Source organism: Cytobacillus sp. FSL W7-1323, assembly GCF_038595015.1.
Lineage (GTDB): Bacteria > Bacillota > Bacilli > Bacillales > Cytobacillaceae > Cytobacillus > Cytobacillus kochii.
Window position 1 is genome coordinate 3,485,223 of the sequence record NZ_CP151998.1, and the last position, 24,261, is coordinate 3,509,483.

At 36.0% G+C, this 24,261-nt stretch carries 23 protein-coding genes; 4 read left to right on the forward strand and 19 right to left on the reverse strand.

Annotated features, from left to right (window positions below):
• Position 1: 1 nt before the first annotated feature.
• Together MKX67_RS17505 and MKX67_RS17510 are read right to left on the reverse strand one after the other, a co-directional pair.
• Positions 2-367 carry a cupin domain-containing protein gene (locus tag MKX67_RS17505; RefSeq protein ID WP_095372238.1) on the reverse strand — a complete coding sequence of 122 codons (366 nt, stop codon included), beginning with the start codon at positions 365-367 and terminating at the stop codon, positions 2-4.
• 2 nt (positions 368-369) lie between these two features.
• The gene (locus MKX67_RS17510) at positions 370-924 is read right to left on the reverse strand and encodes a flavodoxin family protein (RefSeq protein WP_095372237.1); all 555 of its coding nucleotides are present in this window, start codon (positions 922-924) and stop codon (positions 370-372) included.
• A 118-nt stretch (positions 925-1,042) separates the two neighbouring features.
• Here MKX67_RS17510 and MKX67_RS17515 point away from each other — a divergent pair, with 118 nt between their 5' ends.
• Positions 1,043-1,954, forward strand: a complete 912-nt coding sequence (locus MKX67_RS17515) for a LysR family transcriptional regulator (protein WP_307316763.1) — start codon at positions 1,043-1,045, stop codon at positions 1,952-1,954.
• Positions 1,955-2,250: 296 nt separating this feature from the next.
• Here the strand turns inward: MKX67_RS17515 and MKX67_RS17520 are convergent, their stop codons facing one another.
• A complete protein-coding gene (locus tag MKX67_RS17520; RefSeq protein WP_095373627.1) occupies positions 2,251-3,471 on the reverse strand; it encodes an MFS transporter in 1,221 nt (406 codons plus the stop codon).
• Between the two features lie 143 nt (positions 3,472-3,614).
• Between MKX67_RS17520 and MKX67_RS17525 the strand changes: the two genes are divergently transcribed.
• Positions 3,615-4,502 (forward strand): LysR family transcriptional regulator, encoded by an 888-nt coding sequence (locus MKX67_RS17525; RefSeq protein WP_095372235.1) that lies wholly within the window; start codon positions 3,615-3,617, stop codon positions 4,500-4,502.
• A 27-nt stretch (positions 4,503-4,529) separates the two neighbouring features.
• On the opposite strand, the gene MKX67_RS17530 is transcribed toward MKX67_RS17525, so the two are convergent.
• From MKX67_RS17530 to MKX67_RS17555, 6 genes are all read right to left on the reverse strand, one after another.
• On the reverse strand, positions 4,530-5,069 hold the full coding sequence (locus MKX67_RS17530; RefSeq protein ID WP_307316759.1) for a GrpB family protein: 540 nt from the start codon (positions 5,067-5,069) through the stop codon (positions 4,530-4,532).
• A gap of 15 nt (positions 5,070-5,084) precedes the next feature.
• Complete coding sequence (locus MKX67_RS17535; RefSeq protein ID WP_307316757.1) at positions 5,085-5,729, reverse strand: hypothetical protein; 645 nt, start codon at positions 5,727-5,729, stop codon at positions 5,085-5,087.
• A 150-nt stretch (positions 5,730-5,879) separates the two neighbouring features.
• Complete coding sequence (gene motS, locus MKX67_RS17540; protein ID WP_328198800.1) at positions 5,880-6,626, reverse strand: flagellar motor protein MotS; 747 nt, start codon at positions 6,624-6,626, stop codon at positions 5,880-5,882.
• Complete coding sequence (gene motP, locus MKX67_RS17545) at positions 6,613-7,434, reverse strand: flagellar motor protein MotP (RefSeq protein ID WP_322910356.1); 822 nt, start codon at positions 7,432-7,434, stop codon at positions 6,613-6,615. The genes motS and motP overlap by 14 nt, the downstream gene beginning before the upstream one ends.
• Before the next feature lie 214 nt (positions 7,435-7,648).
• Positions 7,649-8,647: a catabolite control protein A gene (gene ccpA, locus MKX67_RS17550; RefSeq protein ID WP_224938773.1), complete on the reverse strand. Its 999-nt coding sequence runs from the start codon at positions 8,645-8,647 to the stop codon at positions 7,649-7,651.
• Between the two features lie 350 nt (positions 8,648-8,997).
• The gene (locus tag MKX67_RS17555; protein WP_095372229.1) at positions 8,998-10,074 is read right to left on the reverse strand and encodes a bifunctional 3-deoxy-7-phosphoheptulonate synthase/chorismate mutase; all 1,077 of its coding nucleotides are present in this window, start codon (positions 10,072-10,074) and stop codon (positions 8,998-9,000) included.
• Between the two features lie 236 nt (positions 10,075-10,310).
• Here MKX67_RS17555 and MKX67_RS17560 point away from each other — a divergent pair, with 236 nt between their 5' ends.
• Entirely contained in the window at positions 10,311-12,545 is a 2,235-nt protein-coding gene (locus MKX67_RS17560; protein ID WP_342488503.1) for a cell division FtsA domain-containing protein, read from the forward strand.
• Positions 12,546-12,576: 31 nt separating this feature from the next.
• Here MKX67_RS17560 and ytxJ read toward each other — a convergent pair whose 3' ends face one another.
• The 3 genes from ytxJ to MKX67_RS17575 form a co-directional block, all read right to left on the reverse strand.
• Positions 12,577-12,900 (reverse strand): bacillithiol system redox-active protein YtxJ, encoded by a 324-nt coding sequence (ytxJ, locus tag MKX67_RS17565; protein ID WP_095372227.1) that lies wholly within the window; start codon positions 12,898-12,900, stop codon positions 12,577-12,579.
• Positions 12,901-13,029: 129 nt separating this feature from the next.
• Positions 13,030-13,512, reverse strand: a complete 483-nt coding sequence (locus tag MKX67_RS17570; protein ID WP_095373626.1) for a YtxH domain-containing protein — start codon at positions 13,510-13,512, stop codon at positions 13,030-13,032.
• A 23-nt stretch (positions 13,513-13,535) separates the two neighbouring features.
• The gene (locus MKX67_RS17575) at positions 13,536-14,021 is read right to left on the reverse strand and encodes a DUF948 domain-containing protein (RefSeq protein ID WP_095372226.1); all 486 of its coding nucleotides are present in this window, start codon (positions 14,019-14,021) and stop codon (positions 13,536-13,538) included.
• A gap of 317 nt (positions 14,022-14,338) precedes the next feature.
• On the opposite strand from MKX67_RS17575, the gene MKX67_RS17580 reads away from it, so the two are divergent.
• Entirely contained in the window at positions 14,339-15,454 is a 1,116-nt protein-coding gene (locus MKX67_RS17580; protein ID WP_095372225.1) for an aminopeptidase, read from the forward strand.
• 80 nt (positions 15,455-15,534) lie between these two features.
• On the opposite strand, the gene MKX67_RS17585 is transcribed toward MKX67_RS17580, so the two are convergent.
• The 7 genes from MKX67_RS17585 to MKX67_RS17615 all read right to left on the reverse strand — a co-directional run bounded on the left by MKX67_RS17585 (position 15,535) and on the right by MKX67_RS17615 (position 23,777).
• The gene (locus MKX67_RS17585; RefSeq protein WP_342488504.1) at positions 15,535-15,948 is read right to left on the reverse strand and encodes an acyl-CoA thioesterase; all 414 of its coding nucleotides are present in this window, start codon (positions 15,946-15,948) and stop codon (positions 15,535-15,537) included.
• A gap of 319 nt (positions 15,949-16,267) precedes the next feature.
• Entirely contained in the window at positions 16,268-17,563 is a 1,296-nt protein-coding gene (gene murC, locus MKX67_RS17590; RefSeq protein ID WP_095372223.1) for a UDP-N-acetylmuramate--L-alanine ligase, read from the reverse strand.
• A 273-nt stretch (positions 17,564-17,836) separates the two neighbouring features.
• On the reverse strand, positions 17,837-18,514 hold the full coding sequence (locus MKX67_RS17595) for a hypothetical protein (protein WP_095372222.1): 678 nt from the start codon (positions 18,512-18,514) through the stop codon (positions 17,837-17,839).
• A 29-nt stretch (positions 18,515-18,543) separates the two neighbouring features.
• Positions 18,544-21,123 (reverse strand): DNA translocase FtsK, encoded by a 2,580-nt coding sequence (locus tag MKX67_RS17600; RefSeq protein WP_342488505.1) that lies wholly within the window; start codon positions 21,121-21,123, stop codon positions 18,544-18,546.
• Between the two features lie 163 nt (positions 21,124-21,286).
• On the reverse strand, positions 21,287-22,096 hold the full coding sequence (locus MKX67_RS17605) for a DUF1444 domain-containing protein (RefSeq protein WP_224938783.1): 810 nt from the start codon (positions 22,094-22,096) through the stop codon (positions 21,287-21,289).
• Between the two features lie 338 nt (positions 22,097-22,434).
• Positions 22,435-22,746 (reverse strand): thioredoxin family protein, encoded by a 312-nt coding sequence (locus tag MKX67_RS17610; RefSeq protein WP_095372220.1) that lies wholly within the window; start codon positions 22,744-22,746, stop codon positions 22,435-22,437.
• Positions 22,743-23,777 carry a PTS sugar transporter subunit IIC gene (locus MKX67_RS17615; protein ID WP_095372219.1) on the reverse strand — a complete coding sequence of 345 codons (1,035 nt, stop codon included), beginning with the start codon at positions 23,775-23,777 and terminating at the stop codon, positions 22,743-22,745. The genes MKX67_RS17610 and MKX67_RS17615 overlap by 4 nt, the downstream gene beginning before the upstream one ends.
• Positions 23,778-24,261 lie beyond the last annotated feature (484 nt).

The window sequence follows — 24,261 nt, forward strand, 5'->3', positions numbered from 1 at the left end:
CTTATATCCAAACATCATTTTCAGCCGTCAATGATGATTTCACCTCTCCTGTATTAATCACTCCTTTCGGTTCAATTAATATGACATGGCACTCTTCTTTTGCATATGGACAATGTTCTACTCCCTGAGGGACAACGAATAAATCACCATTCTTTAATACCACATCTTCTTCTCTCATGCGAATCGTTAATTCACCTTTAACTACCAAAAATACTTCGTCTGTATCATCATGCTTGTGCCACACGAACTCCCCTGAGAATTTAGCGACCTTCAATTGATAATTATTCATTTCTGCAACAACTTTTGGAGACCAAAACGTATGAAATTTTGTTAGTTTTTCTTGAATGTTAATGGGTTGATTGTTCATTTTTATGCCTCATTTCCTTGTGAAATAACTTTATTCATTTCTTTTGCTGCACTGATTGCCTTCGTATCTTTTTCGATATCTCTCGGTTTATTTCCTTCACCCAATATATATCCTAAAAACTTCATTCCCATAAAATCAAAGATGTACTGAAATTGTTGAATCATTGGTAATCCCTTGATTGTTGGCTGATCTCCACCAACAGCTATGACATAAGCTTGTTTATTTTCCATGCACTTCTTAAAGTGTTTCATTTCGGGATCCCTGAGTGTTTGGGACCAACGATCGATAAAATTCTTCATCATACCGGACATACTATACCAGTAAATAGGTGTAGCAAATATTAACGTTTCATATGTCATTATTTCTTGAATTAATTGTTGATAATCATCATCCACTAGAGGAAAACCGCCTTCACTATGTCGATGATCCTTTATAGCATCTATTTGATAGTTAGATAAATGAAATTCCTTAACTTTCACCCCATTTATCACTTGTTTCGTCAACCATTCAGTATTCCCGCTTTTACGTGTTCCACCATATATAACTGCTATTTTCATTACGATTCACTCCTCTAGTTTCCTATCATATTAAGTTTAATCTGTTTCTATTAATAGATACAGATGATAATATAGATATCATCAATCGAAAAATACGATCAATGCAGAAGGTGAAAAAATGGATATGAAGCAATTAAAGACCTTTCAAACAGCGGCCACTACTTTGAATTTTACAAAAACTGCAAAAATGCTTAATTTTGCACAATCAAGTGTAACCGCTCAAATTAAAGCATTAGAAGCAGAACTGCAACACCCACTTTTTGAAAGGTTGGGAAAAAAGCTTGTCTTGACCGCTACCGGTAAAGAATACAAGAAGTATGTTGACCAAATGTTAAGGTTAAATGATGAGGCACTACAAAAAATAAGTGACAAACAGTTTAGAACAGCCTCCTTAACAATTGGCGCACAAGAAAGTCAATGTACTTACCGACTTCCACGAGTTTTACAATTATTTAAATCACAGTTTCCTCATGTAAAATTGACGTTTAAACCTGCCCATTCTGATGATTCAGCAAGAGCACTTATAGATGATGGTACACTCGACCTTGCCTTTATCATGGATGTGAGAAAAACCCCTGAGACCTTACTGACAGAGACATTAATAATTGAAGAGTTAAAAATGGTGGCAGCGCCAGAGTATGCAATTAAATCAAGCGTTACCCTAAAAGATTTACAAAATGAATCATTTCTCTTAACCGAAATCGGATGTGCCTATCGCACTTTATTGGAGCAGACTTTAGCGGGGGAAAATGTCTTTTTGCATAACAGTATTGAGTTTGTGAGTATAGAGGCCCTTAAACAATGTGTAATAGCTGGACTAGGTGTGGCTTTTCTTCCCGCCATGGTCGTCAATAAAGAGCTTCACAACGGTCAATTAAAAGAAGTTATTTGGCCAAACGAACACATTCAACTCTATACACAAATAGCTTGGCATAAAAACAAACAAATGACACCACCACTACAAGCATTTATTGATTTAACTAGAAACGTATTTAAAGAGGAGAGAAAAAAAGCTGTTAGTTCTTATTAATAAGAGTTAATCCTATTATCGATAGCTTGGCAGTTACTATTTAATGATCGTCTCCACTATGTGAAATAATGTCGTAACAAGTTGTAACGCAAACAATCTAAATTTGCGCAAGGAAACAAAATTTACTAATGAAAAGGCTAACACCACCATCGCTCGGCTTTCACTTCTGCTTTTCCACTCTTGTCCATCATTTCCTTATATGAAAAAACCCAATCCGATTTGATCAGATTGGGTTTTTACTATCGCCTATTACTCTCATAAAAATATTTGATTGAGCGCTCAATCATCAATCATTTTTATTTATAAGAATGCCACTGTTGTTTCAACACTACATGGTTTTTTTGCATATATTGTAGACTTGCAACAAGCGCAAATCCTATCATAAGAAAAATGACAACCATGCCGATGACTCCATGCCATTCGTAGCGCGACCAAAAGAATCCAGCAACTGTACCACCGACACTAGAGCCGAAATAATAAAGAAATAAATAGAGCGAAGAGGCTTGTGCTTTGTCATGTGTTGCTCGTTGGCCAACCCAACTTGAAGCAATGGCGTGTGCCCCGAAAAAGCCAAATATAAAGATGGATAAACCTAAAAGAATGCCGATGATATGAGGTATAGCCGTACAAACTGTACCTACTATGGCCAAGGTGAAATAACTAACTAACATCTTCTCTTTACCGTAAGAACGAACAAGTTTTGCGTTAATTGTAGAACTAACTACACCGATTAAATAAATAAGAAATAACCAGCCAATCGTTGCATGACTATATGAAAATGGCTCGCTCATTAATAAATAACCAACATAGTTAAACAATGCCACATTGCTGCCTAATAGTAAAAAACCGATAAAAAACAAAGCTAACAACATTGGATCTTTAAGATGGTCAATTAAAGAATTGGATAATGAACGAAGGTTTAATAATCTCGGTTTAAAGAATTTTGAATCAGGTAAACTTCGTTGAAAATACATTGTGGCAATAAAGCCAATCAGTCCCACGCCAAGGATAGCAATTTGCCAGCTGAAGTAATCTGTAATAACACCCGTAAACACACGCCCAAAGACAGCGCCTGTGGCATTCCCACTAATATAAAGGCCCATTGCCTTTCCTAAACTTTTCGGATCCATTTCCTCAGATAAATAAGCCATTGCAATAGAAGGCAAGCCTGCAAGTGTCACACCAATGAGCACACGATAAATAAGTAATATCTCAAAAGAAGGACTAAATGCTGTCAAAATACACAGAAATGAGGAAATGAACATGGAATAAACCATAATCGGTTTTCTTCCCCACACCTCTGATATAGACCCAAAAAATAACATACTAATCGCTAAAACTACTGTTGTCAGGGAGAGGGAGAGACTTGCTTCTGCTGGGGTAATAGAAAAAATCTTCGAAAACTCCGGTAGTAATGGTTGCATGCAATAGAGTATGGCAAAAGTATTAAAACCCGCTGCAAAAAATGCGATATTCACTTTTTTAAAAAGGTTGGTACCTTGCTGTATGCCGTTCATCAATTCATGTTCTCTTCTTTCTTTTAGAATAGTCCTTCTAACATATTCTTTAATATTAAACATCGTACCACCTTTGAATCGATATGTATAATGCATTATAATAATAAAAATAATGCATTAATGTAATGGAAAAGAGTGAGTCTATGGATATTCAACAACTGCTTTATTTTCGAACTCTTGCGGAAACAGAACATATGACACAATCAGCAGAGAAACTATTGATTTCTCAGTCTGCATTAAGTCGTTCCATTGCAAGGTTAGAAGATGAATTAGGCGTGCCATTATTTGAAAGACAAGGGCGTGCTATTCACCTTAATGCTTATGGGGTTATTTTTTTGCGAAGAGTAGAGAAAATCATTCAAGAATATGTAGAAGCTAAGCAAGAAATTCAAGACCTTATTCAACCGCATACTGGAACGATTTCTCTTGGCTTTCTCCACACATTAAGTACCAACATTATCCCCGATATGATTTCACAATTCCGTGATTCTTACCCTGAGACACATTTCCGACTTAGTCAGGGAGCTTCACATGTCATGTTAGAGCAACTCTATAATGGGCAAATTGATTTATGTTTTATTGCACCTAATGAAAAAGATGATCAGGTAGGCTGGATGAAGTTATGGGAGGAAGAACTTTTTGCTGTCGTACCTAAAAACCATCGGCTAGCAAAGAAAAAATCTATTACACTCGAAGAACTAAAATATGAACCAATCATCCATTTAAAGAAAGGTTATTCTTTAAGAGAAACCGTTGAGGGGCTCTTTTTAGATGCAGGCCTCACGCCAAAAATTACGTTTGAAGGAGATGAGGCAGATACAGTCGCAGGGTTAGTTGCTGCAGAGCTTGGGGTTTCAGTTTTACCTGATTTGAAAGGTATCAACAAAAGTAAGATTATACAAATTCCAATCAGTCGACCACATTGTTTCCGTATGATTGGTATTGCCTGGTTAGAAAGCCGTTATATGTCACCCATTACTAAAACGTTTAAAAAATTTGTGACAGACCAATATATCTCTTCTGGATGGTAAAATACAAAGCCATCCAGAAAGATATATTCAAAACCGATGTTGATGAAGATTCCCGAACCTTTCAAACCATGCTAATGCCTTCTGTTCAACTTTTTTCACATAAGCATTTTTTCCTTCTATATAGGCATGGATATCTGTCGAGTGCTTGATGGCCAACGATTCTTTTAAGGCACCATATTTTCCAGCTTCTAATGGATGAGTCCGTAAATAATCACGAAAGGCAAGATGTCTAATAATCTCCTTACTGTCTTTTGCAAAAAAATGAAGATGATGCGTACGATTATCATGTCCTTTTTGAAAATATCTTCTTCCTCTTATACCATTCTCTCCTCTTGCCTCATACCCTAATGCATTCATTTCAATTAAGTAATCATCAACCTCTGTAATATCTTTGACAACCGGTAATATATCAATAATCGGCTTGGCTTTAAGACCTGGTACTGAGGTGCTACCGATATGAAAAATGACTATCATTTTATCTTTGAAGACTCGTTTTAACTTCTGTGCCTCTACTTCAAAGGCCGTAGACCATTGTCTATCATAATTAAGTACTTCTACTTTCCTCATGATTACCTCCATTTCCTAGGATTGAATAGTCCCTCTATCTGTTCGAATAACGATTGGCGCTTCTTTAGCGTATTTATTTGAGAAAATCCACCTTCTACCAACAGGAGCAACAATAATATAAACTCCATCATCATATTCTCCGAAAAAGTTTAAATATTTCTCGTGTTTAATTGATTCGTTGTTTCTCACTGGTATTCCTTTATCTTGTAATTGCTGAGCAAGCTCTATTATATGGTTTGTAGCGATACCTACCTCACTTATATTTAAAAAATGAGCCTTATGAAAATGCGATTCACTAGCTACTGCTGACGTTTTTCTTGCAATCAATTCAACGATATTACCGGATGGATCCTCGAAATAGATCGCTTTTGCTTTCGCTTCCTTAAAGTCTGCCTCATCTTCCCCCTCCTCCATTGCCAATTTAACTCTATTACTTAACCAAACTTTCGCTGATTGAAGTAAGTTAGGTGGAATATTAATAGCAAAATGATAAAAAGATGCCTGTTCAATCTCCTCTTGAATGGTTAACAGACTTGTACCGACCTGAAATGTAATCTGTTGTTTAGATTCTTTATATACATTTAAACCCATCACTTCTTCATAAAATTTTCTCGTTTCATTGTAATTACCTACATATATTGTCAGCTCTTTTATTTGCATACGTTTCTCCTCCTTACCGTTTCTTTCATTATACAAAATGACCGCTGTTTAAAAGTCAGTCTATAGGTTGAGAAAAAACAGTTAAATATTATATGGTAAGGAGTAGGCATAGCTTTTTTTGGGACCAAAAAAATGAAAAAAGCTATAGAATCAATTAGATGATTCCATAGCTTCATTGTGTTTATACTCAGGATCAAGAATAATAACTTCTACTCTGCGATTTTTCTCCCAATTTTCTGAGCTATTATTTGCGGCAATCGGCCTTGTTTCACCGTATCCTACTGCAGTAAAACGAGACGGTTCTATTTCATTATTCTCCACTAAATAACGAATAACACTACTTGCTCGAGCTGAAGATAATTCCCAATTCGATGGGTAGCGATACGTTTCAATTGGGCGATTATCTGTATGGCCCTCGACTCGGATAAGATTAGGCATTTCTTTGAGCATGACCCCTAAGCTTTCGAGAAAACCAAATGAATCTTCAATAAGATCGGCTTGGCCCGTTTCAAACAATACTTGCTCTTGCAGAATGAGCACAACACCTCTTTCATTTCGATTGGCTGTAATCACATTTTCCAACCCATTAGATTTTAGATAACTCTCAACTTCCTGAACAAGTGAATCAAGTGAATGTGGTGTACCTGTCTCTGTTTCATCTGGCACAGATTCACGTCCATCATCAGGTAATATTGATGAACTAGATTGGAATATCCCTACTTTATTAAATGAATCTGAGACAGCCTTAAACTTCGTCATATCCACTTGTGACATCGAAAACAGAAGGATGAAAAAAACGAGAACGAGCGTAACAAGATCTGAATAGGTCACCATCCAAAGGGGAGCACCCTTTTTATTGTTCCTATCTCTTTTAGAACGGCGGTTATTGCGCCTCATGTTCAAAGTCCTCCGTTAGCTCTAGTCGCCCCTCGATAGATTTCTTCTCAGTTTCGGACAAGTAAACACTTAATTTCTCTCGTAAAATCGTTGGGTTCTGTCCCGTTTGTACACCAATTACTCCTTCAATCACAACCTGTTTATAAAAAATTTCATCATCCGTTTGTGATTCAAGTTTCGCAGCTAAAGGATTGAAAAAAAGATTTGCTAGTAAAGAGCCATATAAAGTCGTTAAAAGAGCAATTGCCATTCCGGAACCAAGTTCTGAGGGGTCATCCATATTTTTCAACATAAGGACTAGTCCAATTAATGTACCAATCATTCCCCAAGCTGGTGCATAATCCCCTGCTTTTTCAATAATATTCCTTCCTTTTCGATGGCGCTCTTCCATTGCATCAATATCGGCATCAAGTATATCCCTAATCATTTCTGGTTCAATTCCATCAACCGCCAACAACACACCTTTACGGATAAAAGGATTTGGTTCATTTACAACTTCTAACTCTAAAGATAATATACCTTCTCTTCTAGCACGGTCTGCTAACTTAACAAAGGTCTCAATCAGGCTCTCGATTGACCTTTCTTCTTTAGAAAAGCCTTTTTTCATTACTATAAAAGTCTTTCGTAAATCCTTCATTTGGAAGGATATAAAAAGACCTGCAACTATCCCACCAATGACAATAAAGATGGAAGAGAAATCAAAAAAATACTTGACCCCAGTCCACCCACCGGAAGCAACAATTCCAAAGATAATCATGATTACACCGACCATTAAACCAACTGGTGTTAACTTGTCTAACTTTCTCATTCTCTCTCTCCCTAATGACGAAATTAGAAAACTCGCCTATTGGCGAGTCTTGCAAGAGGTGAAGACAAGTTGTTCCTTATTAGCTGCAAAGACACTTATCTTCTCACTTGACCATTTTTTCTTACCTTAACATGTAAAAAGTGAGAATTACCTTGTAAACTCGGTAAACTCACTTTACATGTCTTTCCCTCTTTTTCTCATATCGGTCGGATGATTATTTTGTTGAGTTACGCTGTTCAATTCGGTGCGGAAGTACTACTGTGTGATCTGTGACTTCTTCCTTATTCATATACTTCGTCAATAATCTCATTGCAACTGCACCTATGTCATATAACGGTTGTACAACAGATGTAAGTTGTGGTCTCACCATTAAAGCTAATCTTGTGCTATCAGAGCTAATCACTTCTACATCCTGAGGTACGTGATACCCTTTATCTTGCGCCCCATGAACGATGCCCAATGCCATTTCATCTGAACCAGCAAATATAGCAGTTGGCTTGCTATCTAACTCTAACAACCGTTCAAATGCTTCCAAACCTGAGTCATATGTGTAGTCCCCTTCAATTACCCATTCTTCATGATACGGAATACTCGCGTCTTGAAGAGCTCTCTTATAGCCTTCTAATTTTTTCTCTGCATTGATTGGTTCTCTTAAAGGGCCAATCAGCAAGGCAATTTTTTCGTGACCTTTTTGAATAAAGGCTTCCGTGGCATCATAAGCTGCTTGTTCATAATCGATGTTAACAGAAGGAATGGTTTGCGACTTTTCAATAGAACCAGCAAGTACAATAGGTACAGGAGATTTCTCAAATTCCGTCACATGTGCTTCCTCTATATTACCGCCCATAAAAACAATCCCGTCCACTTGTTTTCCTAACATCGTGTTTAATAGATGTAACTCCTTGTCCATATTTTGATCTGAGTTACTTAAAATAATATTATACTTATACATCGTTGCGATATCTTCGATTCCTCTAGCTAACTCCGCGACAAAAGTACTCGATACATCGGGTAATATCACCCCTACTGTCGTAGTTTTTTTACTAGCAAGTCCCCTTGCAACAGCATTAGGGCGATAGCCTAAACGTTCAATTACCTCTAATACTTTTTTTCTTGTTGTCGGTTTGACATTAGGATTCCCATTGACAACCCTTGAAACAGTAGCCATTGAAACATTTGCTTCGCGTGCTACATCATAAATCGTAATATTCATGTCACACACTCCTTCTACTTTTTCTATATTAATAAAATGTATTTATGTATGTCATTCTTCTACAAACCTTATTTGTTCAGCAAGAATTGTAATTATGTATAATCATACGATACTTTTCTCTTCCCTCGCAACTTCATGCTGAAATATTTATGAAAAAGTCAAAAAATAGTTAGAATCTAACCTACATAACTGATATCCCAAAGTTCTATCCTATTGTTCAATTCCTCACATAATCTTGTAAAAAAATTAGAAACCACAACCAGCTTACTACAAATTTTTTTAAAAAGATATAAAAAAGCCGACTCAAGAGGGACGGCTACCATTCCCCTTAAATCAGCTTTATTATACCATTACACTTGAATTTGTGAAGGAAGTTTAAGTGCGTTCATGAATTGATCAAATTGATTTAAATCCATTTGCTGAGCGGAATCAGATAACGCCACTGCAGGATCTGGATGTACTTCTGCCATAACCCCATCAGCACCAATTGCAAGTGCTGCTTTTGCAGCTGGAAGTAATAAATCTTTTCTTCCAGTTGAATGAGTGACATCAACCATAACTGGTAAATGTGTTTCTTGTTTTAAAATTGGAACAGCCGTAATATCTAACGTATTTCTTGTTGCTTTTTCATATGTTCTTATACCTCGTTCACAAAGAATAATTTGGCCATTTCCTTGTGCCATGATGTATTCAGCTGCATTAATGAATTCTTCAATCGTTGCAGACATACCACGCTTTAAGAGTACAGGCTTATTGATTTGTCCTGCTGCTTTTAGCAATTCAAAATTCTGCATATTTCTAGCTCCAATTTGAATAACGTCTAAGTACTGCACTGCAGTTTCCATATCATTTGGGCTTACGATTTCTGAAATAACAGCTAAACCATATTCATCTGCTACACGTTTTAAGATCTTCAAGCCTTCAACACCCAAACCTTGGAAATCATAAGGAGAAGTTCTAGGCTTAAATGCGCCGCCACGTAACAACTTCAAGCCTTTAGCTTTCACAGCTTCAGCAACTGATGCCACTTGCTCATATGATTCTACTGCACATGGCCCAAAGACAAGATGCGGCTGTCCGTTACCGATCTGCTCTCCATTTATATCAACAATTGTATTTTCAGATTTTTTCTTACGGGATACTAATAATGCTTTGCGATGGTCATCCTTTTGTAATTCTAAACCAGCTTTAAAGATCTCCTTGAACATATGCTCAATTGTTGAGTTCTCAAAAGGTCCATTATTATTCTCTTTGATTAGATCCAACATCGCTCTTTCACGGACAGGATCATAACGATAGACTCCTTGTGTTTCCTTTACCCTTCCGATTTCTTGTACAAGTTCTGCTCTCTCATTAATTAAAGAAAGCAACTGAAGGTTAATTTCATCCACTCGGTTACGCAATTGCTCTAGTTCTTTACCCATAATAGTCCCATCCTCTCAATTGTTATTACATTAAAGCTCAATTCCGAAAAAGCGAAGATGAGTACAATACTTTCTTGCTTCATTCAGATATCACTTATTTGTTTTGGTGATAATTATAATACATTTTTTATAATTGTTGTTATTATATATGAAATATACGCTTCTGTCACTAATTTTATCTTTATTAATTAGACGCTTTTAAGCAATAAAGCAAATTGATTCAAAAGGATGTGATTCTTTTGGGTGAGAAGAAACAATTTTTTGTCTTAGATATAGGAACAAGGTCAGTCATTGGTCTCTTTATTCTTTTTGAAGAAGGTGAGTATAATTGTGTTGATTACTTTGTAAAGGAACATGATGATAGGGCAATGATGGATGGACAAATTCACAATATCCAATCGGTTGCAGAAACAGTTATTGTTATTAAACAATACTTTGAAAAAAAACATGGTCCCCTTCAAAAAGTATTTATTGCTGCAGCTGGTAGATCATTACGAACCGAACGCATAATGGCTAGTATGGATATAAGAAATTACCCTCCTTTAACTGCTGACTATATTCAATATTTAGAATGGCAAGCTCTTCAAAAAGCACAATCTACTATTACAAATAAAACTCATCATACAGAAATCCAAACAGATTATACCTTTGTAGGCTATACACCACTGTATTATTTTATTGACCGACAGCCTATTGGGAGTTTATTACATCAACAAGGTGCTCAAGCGAGTATAGAAATTATTGCCACCTTCTTACCTAAGCTTGTTATCACCTCTCTAGAAGCAACTGTACAAAGAGCAGGGTTAACGATCGATGGACTAACACTCGAGCCTATTGCTTGTGTACAAACTTTAATTCCTCCATCCTTACGACATTTGAATATAGCTGTATTAGATATCGGAGCAGGTACATCTGATATTGCCATTACTAATGAAGGAACAATTACTGCTTATGGGATGGTGCCACAGGCAGGTGATGAAGTGACAGAGTTCATTCAGCAATTAACACTAACCGATTTCCATGAAGCAGAGCGGATCAAGCGGCATTTGGTCGACCATGAATCCTTCACATTTGAAACATTAAATAACACAAAACAACATATCTACTCAAAAGACTTAATGAGTAGGCTTTTTCCCTTTATCGAACAACTTGCTCATTCACTTTCAAAAAAAATACAACAGCTAAATAATAAAAAGTCACCTCTTGCCCTCCTAATAATTGGCGGTGGAAGCTTAACACCAGGCATTCAAGAATTACTTAGAGACCAATTAGATTTGCCTCCTCATCAAGTCATGCTTAAAACTTTAAATAGCTTAAAACATCTATCATTTCCAGAAGAGCTAGCTTCTCACCCGATGTATGTCACACCTTTTGCAATCGCAATTGCAGCCAACGAAACTCCGCTCAGATTTGTTCCTATTACAATCAATGGAGAGACAGAACGATTGCTAAAAATCAAGACTCTCACAGTAAAGGATGTCTTATTAACTGCAAAATATCTCACAAGGAATTGGTATGGAAAAATTGGCTCTCCAAAAGTAATTACCGTTAACAAACAACAAATGACCATTCCAGGAAGTCACGGAAAACCGCCATATATTTATTTGAACGGTAAAAAGGCAAAATTAAATGATGCCGTTCACGCTCATGATGAAATAAGTGTCGTAAGAGGAATGAGTGGGGAGCCAGCGACTATTAGAGTATCTGATTGTGTCGGAGAATCCGAGAATAAAAGTATTTATATTCACGATGCAAAATACACCATTATGCCCTTAATAAAGGTGAATCAAGTAACAGCATCCACTCAACAGCTACTCGAGGACGGTGATCATATTGAATATATGATCCCATCGACAATTACAGAAATCTTTCATTCATTAGATTTGACACATCTATTAGAGAGCGTAAAGCCATATCAACTGATCATCAATGGGAAGCAGACAATCATTCCACCGCATAACGGAAAAGTTATTTGCAATGGAAATTCGATATCTTTAACTAGTCATGTCAACCATTTAGATCGTTTAGAGATCATTGAGCCGCGCCCATTAACACTGGTAGAATTCATAAAATATAAATCTTTAAAATACAAGGCCAGTATAACGATTAGTGTCAATAATAAAGAAGTTACGCTTTATAAACAACTTTTGCACATAATCAGAGAAAAAGAGAAATTAGTTGAGGAATCACTTATACATTCAGGAGATGTACTAGAAATAATAAAGGAAGATGACCAAGCAAGGTTTTATTTTCATGATGTGATTAAATTTGCAAAAGTTCAAATTCCTTATCATGGTAAACTTCAATGTACATTATTTAAAAACGGCAAGAAGTCCTCTTTATTAGAGGAAATACAAGAGGGGGACAATTTAAAAATTCACTGGTCAACTAAAAATTACACACTCGTGCGGAAAAAACACATAACTCCTTCAACCAATTTAAAAAATGTTCCGAACGACTCACGTCCATATTAGACAAATAAATCGTTCGGGATAGATAACTTCCTTAAGCTTGTACAGCCTCATTTAGGGTATCATATGTAATTTTACGGTGGGATGTATGCCAAGCCACTTCTTTATTAACAAAAAGAAAAGCTTGTGGAGATTCGTGTTTTACTTCAAATATTTCTGCAATCTCGTTTGACAATGGGCGATCTTCTTGAACAACTAAGTAATAAGCTTTCACATCACTATTTTCATTTGTGTATTTTTCATATTGCTCGTAAGCATCTGCGCTGATTGGGCAAGTGTTACTGTGCTTAAGTAATAACATCTTCTCATTCTCTTGCAGTGCTTGTTTAAATGCTTCTTTTGTATTTAATCTTTCCATTTGAATTACCTCTCTTATTATAATTATGGTATACCTCACATTATTTTACTAAAAAAGAAGCACCTATGACAAATCGAGATCATAATAAAGCGGTAAAGAATAGATGGCTCTTTACCGCTTTATTGAATACTATTGATTTACTTTTTCTTCTGTTTGGTCAAAAGCTACTTTCGTTTCTTCTAATCTCTTTTGTGCTTCTGCTTCCGATGTTGGAGCATTTTCTTCAGCTACTGCGTCATCTTTTGCAGTCATTTGTTTAATTTTATCTTTCATATCTGCAGACTGCTTTGAGACTGTTTGTTGTAAGTCACTAGATTTTTCTTTTGCTGATTGGACAATTTCATTGCTTTTTTCTTTAGCAACCTGAACCCATTCAGTACCTTTTACTTTAGCAGTATCAGCGATATGGCTAGATTTTTCCTTTAATTGAGAAGCTTGTGTATTAATATCACTTATTAGTTCCTTACCTGATTTAGGTGCAAGTAATAATGCTGTACCAGCACCTACAATACCACCAATTAGTGCTCCGATGACGAAATCCTTTGTATTGATGCTATCTTCATTTTTGGCCACTTGTTTTGATTCATTTTCTTGACGATCTTGGTTACTCATCATTATCATCCTCCAAATTGAATTTATGACCTTGCTCTTTCTCTTTTCTTGCTAGGAACTGGGATAGGATCCTCAGCTGTATAGGTTTGCGCTGGTGCTTGCTTACGTTGTTTATATTTCTCTCTTAATTCTAAGATAACATTACCCCAGCTAATAGCTTGTGCAACTTTTTCTTTATTCGACTCTAGCTGCTGACTGACTGAAGATGATATATTTTGAATAGAACCATTAAAGGTTCTTACTGAGTCCCCTACTTCTTTTACGGCACCAACAACATTATTCAAGCTTTCAGATTTCTTTTGAATATCTTCTGCTAATGCATTCGTTTTATGTAAGAGTACTGTTGTTTCCTTGGTCACTCCATCAAGCTGTTTTTCTAACCCGTCTAATGTCTTAGATACACTTGTTAACGTTACTTGTAGCGATGAGAGTGTTTTAGAAAGGTAGATGACTAAAACTAAAAAAGCAATGGCAATAACCGCTACACTCAAATACAAGATAATTTCCATTAGGCACACCTCCGTATTTTCAAAATAAGAATGATTCAAAGAAAAGAGCAAAGTATTTAATCTATTATTGCTTTTCCCCAATTATGAGAGAATAAACGCTCTTTCCAAATAATCCTTTTTATTTTATCTGTAAATATTATCATAATATAAACAATTACTTAAATGAAGCGATTAGACCTAACGGGAACCTTACTTATCTATTTTATCCTAAGAAAATCATTTATTCTGTCTTTTTCTCTAGTTATTTTCGAACAAACATCCCACTTTAGGTTACAATAAGAAGGTAGTAATCAATTTTTTATTCGGAGGGATATGTAATGAAAGATCCTCGTATTGAACAATTAGCTAAGAACTTAATTAATTATTCAATTGGTTTACAAAAAGGAGAAAAGGTTCTCATTGAGAACTTCGGTTTACAAAAAGAACTTGTAACTGCTCTTGTAAAAGAAGCCTACGCCGCTGGTGGTCACCCTTTTGTCACGATAAAAGATAATACAGTTGACCGCGCACTTTTATTCGGCGCAAATGAAGAACAATATAATATGATGGCTTCATTTGAAGCAAATGTCATGAGCCAAATGGATGCTTATATTGGTTTACGTTCTGGAAATAACATTAACGAACAAGCAGATGTACCAGATGAAAAAATGCGTATTCACGGATCAACAATCGGCCAAAAGGTACATAGAGAAATTCGCGTGCCAAAAACAAAATGGGTCGTACTCCGCTATCCAAACGCTTCAATGGCTCAATTAGCTAAAATGAGCGTGGAAGCATTCGAAGACTTTTACTTTGATGTATGTAACTTAGACTACAGTAAAATGGATGCAGCCATGGACAATCTCGTTTCATTGATGAATAAAACAGATAAAGTTCGCTTAACAGGACCTGGGACTGATTTAAGTTTTTCAATTAAAGATATCCCAGCTATTAAATGTTCTGGACAAATGAATATACCAGATGGTGAAGTTTATACCGCTCCAGTGCGTGATTCAGTGAATGGAGTTATTTCTTATAACACACCATCTCCATATAACGGTTTTACGTTCGAAAATGTAAAACTAACTTTCGAGAATGGTAAAATCATTGAGGCCACTGCTAATGATACTGAGCGTATTAACAAAATATTCGATACAGATGAGGGAGCTCGCTTTGTTGGAGAATTTGCTATTGGTGTTAACCCTTATATTCTACACCCAATGCAAGATATCCTTTTTGATGAAAAAATTGACGGTAGCTTTCACTTCACACCAGGACAATGTTATGACGAAGCATATAATGGGAACAAATCAAATATCCATTGGGACTTAGTCAATATCCAACGTCCTGATTATGGTGGTGGAGAAATCTACTTCGATGATCAATTAATCCGCAAAGACGGCAAATTTGTAATTGCAGAATTAGAAGCTCTCAATCCAGAAAACTTAAAATAAGCTAACAAATTCGACTTTTTCCATGTACCACGAACAAATTTTTGTTCGTGGTTATTTATGTATTGCCATATTCTTCGGATTTAATTGTTATAATTTTCCCTATTTACTAATTCTGTAATTTCCTTAACAACAGGTACACCCTGTCTTGTAATTGTATTAAACATGACAAATGTCTTCTTACATGTTGTTAATAGCTCTTGATTCTCATTATATATTTCTTGATAAATATAAAAGCTTTTATTACCTACGTTACGCAATTCTGTGAAAATTGTGAGTTCTTCATTCACCCGTGCCTCTTTTTTATAGGTAACATCAAAGTTAACCATTACTGTTCCTAAATGCTGTTGATCTAATTGCTCTCTTCCAATGCCAATTTCTCTATACCAGTTAGATACTCCCTTCTCTAAATAGACAAGATACTTCATATAATTCATGTGTCCTAAATGATCAATATCATCTTGTTGAACACATACCTTTAATATATTTTTTCGCATACTCATTCCCCCGTAATTTATCCGTCATTTTTTTATATTATATTTTATCAAAATAGTAAGAAAATGAATACCATCAACTTTCATCATTCAAATTTACTTAGTTCAAAGTAATTGATTAAGGAGAGTATTTGAAGAAAAAATGATTGTTGTGTCGTTTTCGACGGCCTGATGTGAGTGCAACTCAAAAATTACGCAGCTATCTTTGCCGATTTCACTTCAATTGCACGCACAAATTCCTTTTTTGCTCTAATGGAATTGAACCACAAATTGAATTTATAAAACAAAAAATAGTCCCCCACTCACATGAGGAACTACTCGCTTATAGTTGCATTTCGTATGCTTTCTGGAATTTTTGAATGTCGCCTGCACCCATAAAGATTAAGACACCATCGTGGTGATCTTTTAAGATATTCGTATCGTCTTCGTTTAAAATAACAGCACCATCGACTTTTGCTTGTAAATCTTCAATAGAAAGCTTTCCGTGGATTTCCCTAGCGGATCCAAAGATTTCACATAGATACACTTGGTCTGCCAAGTTTAAACTTGAAGCAAAATCATCTAAGAATGTTTGTGTCCTTGTGAAGGTATGCGGTTGGAAAACACCGATGATTTCTTTATCAGGGTATTTTTGACGCGCTGCTTCAATTGTTGCTTTTATTTCAGTCGGATGGTGAGCGTAATCATCGATAATGACTTGATCACCAATTTGTTTTTCTGTAAATCGTCTCTTTACTCCTCCAAAAGTGAGGAGCTGCTCTTGAACAATCGAAGCATCAATATCTTCGTAATGACACACGGCAATCACGCTTAAAGCATTTAAGATGTTATGATCTCCGTATGATTTGATCGTGAACGTATTATAGAAGGTATTCCTTACAAATACATCAAAGGTTGTACCGCTTGTTGACTTGATGACATTTCTTGCTTGAAAGTCATTTTCTTCACCAAAACCGTAAAAAACAACAGGTACTTTTGCTTGCACTTTTTGTAATTGTTCATCATCACCACAAGCGAAAATCCCTTTTTTCACTTGTAATGACATTTCTTGAAACGCAGAAAAAACATCATCAAGACTTGCAAAATAATCTGGATGATCAAAATCAATATTTGTCATGATGCAATAATCCGGATGGTATGACAAGAAGTGGCGGCGATATTCACATGCTTCAAAAGCAAAATATTCGGCCAGTTTATTTCCTCTCCCAGTACCATCACCAATCAGATAAGCAGTAGGATTCGCACCTGTAAGTACATGTGCAAGCAACCCAGTCGTAGAAGTTTTACCATGTGCTCCTGTAACAGCGATACTTGTAAAATTCTTCATGAAATCACCGAGGAACTTGTGATAGCGAATGATTGGTAAACCAAGTCTTGTCGCTTCTTCTATTTCCTCATGTGTATCAGGGAATGCATTACCGGCAATGATTGTTAAGCCAGGTTGTATATTATTTTTATTAAATGGCAAAATTTTTATTCCAGCTTCCTCAAGTGCCACTTGTGTGAAGAAGTGCTTTTCAACGTCTGATCCTTGAACATTATAATTCATATCATGTAGAATTTGTGCAAGTGCACTCATCCCTGACCCTTTAATACCGACGAAATGGTAAATAGTCATATAAAGAAACCTCCAACCATCGTATATCTGTAAAACAGTATATGACATATATCTATTTTTGCTCATAATCGTTTATTTCAAGTTTCCATAGTTCTTTTTAATTCACATTTAAACATTATATCATTATTCCCTTTGAAAAACTATGTATCACTTGTCCCGATCATTATAATTTTTTTCAACTTATAAAGCATTAGCATTTTCTTACCTACAGTACAGTATAACAGCCTTTTCTACCTAAAAAGGTTGTTTGTTTTTAGACAATAAGAACGAGGACTATTGACTCACTACTTCCCAATATTGGCTTTCTGGTAATATGTCCAATGCTCTGTGCTTTAAAAAAGATCTCAATGTATCTTTTTTGCCCATTCTTTGATAGTTTGTACGTAATTCACTAAAAGGATGAACATCTTGACATAGTAGGAGAGGGGTGAAAGCGAAATTATTCTTTATACCAGGAATTCTCCTTAAAAAAACAACCGTTCCTCTTACGATAGTTAAAGAAGAATGCTCCACTTTATTTAAAGATACAACTTGTTCTTCCTCATTTAAATCATATCCAACTATAGTCTTTCCATCATAGTTTGTAATTAACAATGGTTCCATAACAGCAGCCATACATAGGGCAGCTTGAATCATTTCATATTCATGCATCTGAGTTCTTTGTCTCTGTAAAAATAGCTGAAACACGCTAACCCCATGAATGGTTTGGTAGTCAAAAATTAACCAATCCGTAAATAGCTGGTACATACTTGATGGAATTTCATCCTCCTCCTTTAATTGGAGGTGTAGTTTAAAAATATGCTTTGCACGGACCATCTCACGAATATTTAAGTGGCGTTCACTGTACCTTTTAACCTTTTCAATTAACTGAAAACTAGCTTCCTCACCTTGCAGTTGCTTTTTATCACGAAACTTGTGCAAATGAACGATGGGTGTATCATTTTCAACCATCATGACCCTTCCTTACCTTTCTTCTAACATCATTCACTATTTTGTTCAATTTCATTTAGTTCCATTTCAGTAATGAGGACATCTCTTGGCTTACTGCCCCGATTTTCAGATACGAAGCCTTGTTCCTCCATCATATCTATTAAGCGTGCTGCTCTGTTATAACCAATTTTAAACCTTCTTTGTAACATAGAAGCCGATGCCGCCTGATGATCAATCACAAAATAACATGCTTCAAAGAATAATTCATCTGTTTCTTCGCTTACTTTCGCTTTCTTTAATAACTCATCTTGTTCAAATAAATATTGTGGTTTCTGCTCTTTCCTAACATGTGCTACGACATCATCAATTTCTTGATCAGAAACAAAAGTTCCTTGCAAGCGAACTGGCTTTGATGAACCGTTTTCTAAAAAGAGCATATCTCCTCTACCCAATAGCTTTTCAGCACCACTAATATCTATTATTGTCCGCGAATCCACTTGTGAAGAGACAGAAAAAGCAATTCTTGTTGGTACATTTGCCTTAATGAGACCCGTGATAACATCAACTGATGGTCTTTGAGTCGCAATAATTAAGTGAATCCCACAGGCCCTTGCCTTTTGAGCGATACGACAGATGGCTTCCTCAACATCCGCTGGAGACATCATCATTAAATCGGCTAATTCATCTATGACAATGACAATATACGGCAGTTTTTGATGGTATTGCTTATTTGCCTCTGCATAATCATTGTAACGATTAATATCTCGTACGCCCGAATGAGCAAATAATTCATACCTTCTTTCCATTTCTTCTACCGCCCACTTCAGTGAGGCTGTTGCTGCTTTTACATCGGTTATGACCGGACTAACAAGATGTGGTATTTGATTGTATGGTGCTAATTCTACCATTTTAGGATCAATGAGCAAGAGCTTTAACTCCTCAGGATCAGCTTTGTATAAAAGACTAATAAGAATAGAATTAATACAAACACTTTTACCAGATCCTGTTGCACCTGCAATTAAACCATGGGGCATTTTGCGTAAATCTGTGACAATTGGATCACCAGCAATATCTAGACCTAATACAGCAGTTAGTGGTGACTCTGATTGCATAAACTCTTCACTATGAATGATTTCGCTAATTTGTACAGGTCTACTCTTTTGGTTAGGCACTTCTATGCCTATCGCGTGTTTTCCAGGGATAGGTGCTTCTATTCTAATATCCCTTGCAGCAAGACTGAGTTTGATATCATCAGCTAGGTTTGTAATTTTATTTACTTTCACTCCAGGCTCTGGTTGCACTTCAAAACGAGTAACCGCAGGACCTTTCGTTACTTGTATCACATGCGCTCGGACATTGAAGTGATGTAGGGTGGCATTTAATAATTCCTCTTGTTCTAATAACCATTCTTCATCTGTGTCCATATTAACTGGAGGATCTAACAACCTCATAGACGGGAAGACATAATTAGGCAAATTTTCTTCTATTTCCTCATCTCTATAAAAGTCATTTTTTTTTACCTGTGACGATGGATGGAATTTTGGTGTCTCATTGACATTTAACTTTTTCCTATCCGATTGCAACATCATTACATTAAAGGGCAGATGACTCCGCTTCTGTGGTTGATGAGACGACGTTTCAGTTTCTAACTCTTCTTCCACATTAGCGTGAGCATCTTCCATGCTATGTATGTTTGTTTGACCTTCATCCTGTGCCACATCTTCATACATCCGTTTTTCTTCAACTTCTTCATACTGGTTCGAATAAGGAATGGATTTTTCAAGTGCGACAGCAGTTTGATTTTGTGAAACTGTTAGCTCATCTTCGACCTGAAAGGATGCTATCACTTGTTCCGGCTCATTGTTAGTCGCGACAATCGGGGCTTCTTCCACCCTCTCATCCACTTGTTCCGGCTCATTGTTAGTCGTCACTATCGGGTCTTCTTCCACCCTCACATTCACTTGTTCCGGCTCATTGTTAGTCGCCACTATCAGGTCTTCTTCCACCCTCACATTCACTTGTTCCGGCTCATCGTAAAGAGACAATTGATTGTATTGTTCTTCAAGTGAAGCAGATTCTTTTCTGCCACGAGCAATACCAAGGTCATATTCAGTAGGTTCTATTCTTTCATACTGTTCAAGTTTCGTTTCCTCTTTTATTTGACTTTTTCTTTGACCAAAACCATATATAGGAGAAGGAATTTCTGATGGTTTAAATGGCCCTGCATTCAGCTTAATTTCCGTTTTTTTTATTTGTTTCTTTTCTAATGGACGATGATTTTCTTGCTGATTTTCAATATTTTCTTTTGTTGAATGACTTCTTCTTTGTCTTGTTTGAAGATTTTTGCTATCTTTTGGCTTTTCGTCTGCTAATTTATTTTCACGTTCTCTTGGCTTTCTTCTTTCCCGTGTCTCATCTGGGATGAGAGGAAAACGAAATTCACCTTTTGGATATTGATAAATTACTTTTGCTTCTATCTCTCTATGTGTTTCATATGGTTCTTTAGTTTGAATTTTATTAGTGTTATTTGTAGGTTTATCTTCTTGAGTTGTATTCGTTGGATCATATTCCTTGAACTCATCGGCATCATAGCCATTAAAGTAGGCTTTTATTCTTTTAAACCAATTCATTCTATCAACTTCCTTTTCTGTTCTAACTTACATTCTATCAGTAAACCTACTAAGAATGATAGCAATTATGTAATCTGAGTTATCTTTGATAAGTTTTTGATATCATTGAAAAAGATGACACACAAATGAAAAATGGACCGCCTATAGCGACCCATTTCCATGGTTATTGTTTCTTTTTATTCTTGCCTAAAATAAATATTGGTTCTAACTCCCCATCTTCATATAAGAAAGACAGAGCTGTAATTGGTACATGACCACTTGCAAAAAAGCTCATTGTCATTTGTGCCAGGATATCGTATCCTGTTTCATTCATAATATCAGCAATAATTAATACATCTTGATGAGGAACAGCTACAGCCATATTTCCTTTGACCTTTGTCGCCATATTTTTGAGAAAAGACTCGTTTAAGATACGACTAGCATCATACCCATCTTTTTTATTGAGGAAATAAAAATCGTTACCAGCTACTTGATCTATTTTCATTTCTGTAGAAAGCGACCGAACATTAAACTGAGCAACTTCTTTTATTCGCTCTTTTTCCCAGCCTTCTTTTTGAAGCAATTTTTCATCAATTAATCGGTAAGTGCTCCCTAAGTCAAGCGCATAAAAAATTCGCGTTTCTGCGGTATGCTCATCATATACAAAGGGTACTTCATCACCTGTTTCTAGTGGAAAGGAAGTTGAGCGAATAACGGGAAAAATGTTTTTCTCTTTACCGGAAAAACGTTGTTCTCCTGTCATGGCTTCTAAGCCTTCTTCTACATAATAAACAACCTCATCAATTGCTTTTTCCTTTTGCTCTTGATATCTCGCGACAATGCCAGGCAATTCTATCGTAATCCCTTTGCCAGTATGTTTATTTTCTATACGTAATTGATCTTTTTCTCTATCGAAAGTCATTAGGCGATCCTCTTTATGAAGACGCTTTTCTAATTCTTCTTTCATACGCTTACTTGTCATTTTATTCTTCATTCTTATCCCTCCTTACAGGGAAGATTTTCGGTACTTAGTTTACACTAAAATGAGCAGAAACAAAAGTGTCCCGCTTCCATAACCGATGATATGGCTATTATCCATGTAGAACAAATATCTCCATCTATCCTATCAAAACAACCAACCTATTTCGTGGGAAAAACGATATAAAGGAATGAACAAAATACCTTTTATTGATATACAGGGTGGATTCATTTGCCATTCAAACAAGATTGTCATTGATTCGTGGTGTGAACAAGAAATAACACCGATGATCTCCAAATTCGTATTGTAAAAATAAAAAAACGGCCCTTATAAGGAGCCGTGCAAATCTATTTTTAAAGCGCTGCAATAAATTCCTCAATTTCATCTTGTGTTTTACGATCCTTACTGACAAAACGACCAAGCTCTTTACCATTTTCGATAGCTACAAAGCTCGGAATGCCGAAAATATCAAGTTCCACACAAAGATCGATGAACTCATCGCGATCTACATAAATAAATGTAAACTCTTTATACTTATCAGCTACTTCAGGCATAAACGGTTCAATAAACCGGCAATCCCCGCACCACTGTGCTGAAAACATTAAAATATATTTTCCGTTTTCCTTTAATTGCTCATATTCTTCCATTGACGCTAATTTTCTCATTGTTTTTCATCTCCCATATCAAGCTTCATATCGCCGAATTTAATCCAGCCTTTTTTTCTCATATATTCTGATATTATCAAGCTAATGATTGCAGGTCCAATAAAATGTATTACAATCACTTTTAATAGTACAGTAAGATTAAATCCCATTGTTGTAAAAGTCATTATTTGGCCGACTAAGCCACTCGTACCCATTCCCGCACCAGCAGCAATACTTTCCATATTAAAAATAATAATGCCAATTGGCGCAAGTAAAAGCCCTGCAATTGTGGGTGGGATGAGTATGAATGGATTTCTCATAATATTTGGCACCTGCAACATAGAAGTTCCTAGCCCTTGTGCAACAAGGCCACCAAATTTATTCTCCCTATAACTCGAGACAGCAAATCCAACCATTTGAGCAGCACAACCAATTGTTGCTGCTCCTGCAGCTATACCATTTAAATCAAGCATCATCGCAATAGCTGCTGCTGATATAGGGGCTGTTAAAGCTAGACCCATTAGTACAGCTACAATCATTCCCATCACTAGTGGTTGCTGCTCTGTCCCCCACATAATCAATGCTCCAAGATTTTTTATTCCAAGATCTATAAAAGGACCAATTAAAGACGCTACACTATATCCGGAAAACACAACAACAAAAGGTGTCACAATAATATCAAGCTTTGTTTCCTTACTAATTAGTTTGCCTAGTTCAGTAGAGATGATTGCTGCAACAAAACTACCTGCTGGTCCACCTAATACCGCACCAGCTGCCCCACTTAATAAAGAAGCAAACAAGACGAGAGGAGGCGCTTTTAAACTATACGCAATAGCAACCCCGATCGCAGGACCCATTAACCCCATTGCCATTGTACCCATTTCAATCATTACATTAGAAATCATGCCTAGTTGTAATTGTTCACCAATAGTTTTAATAATCAACCCTATAATTAAAGTGGAGAACAATCCTAAAGCCATACTCCCCATAGCGTCTATAAAATATACCTTTAGAGACAGTTTTACTCCCTTCTTATTAAGAAAAGCGTTCATGTATAATTCCTCCATCATTATGTTCATTTAACACCATATTATCTTATCACATGTAAAGACATATGTAATATCTTAATTTTTATTTCATTAAGATATTAATAGAGGGAGTTACAACCTTAAAGTTTTATACCATTCAAAAATAAAATGAATGGGATGACCATTTGTATTTCTTCAAAAACGTTCAGTAGATACTTGTCCACATTCTTTCTTCATCTTCTCATATTCATACTTCATTTGATGAAATAGTTAATACCATTAGAATTAGCCGCCATACAAGCCTTCTAATAATGAAATAGACTATCTTAATGCGCGATTGTTCGAAAGATCTGTTCTTCAATAGATGAACGACATTAAGTAAAGGGTAACTTTTATTTTTAGAAAGGAGTTAAGCATCGGAACAGAAAATAGCCATTTAGCACATACAGTATCAAACAAAATAAGCAGTGCACATATTTTCACTATCAATCCATTTGATGTTAGAATA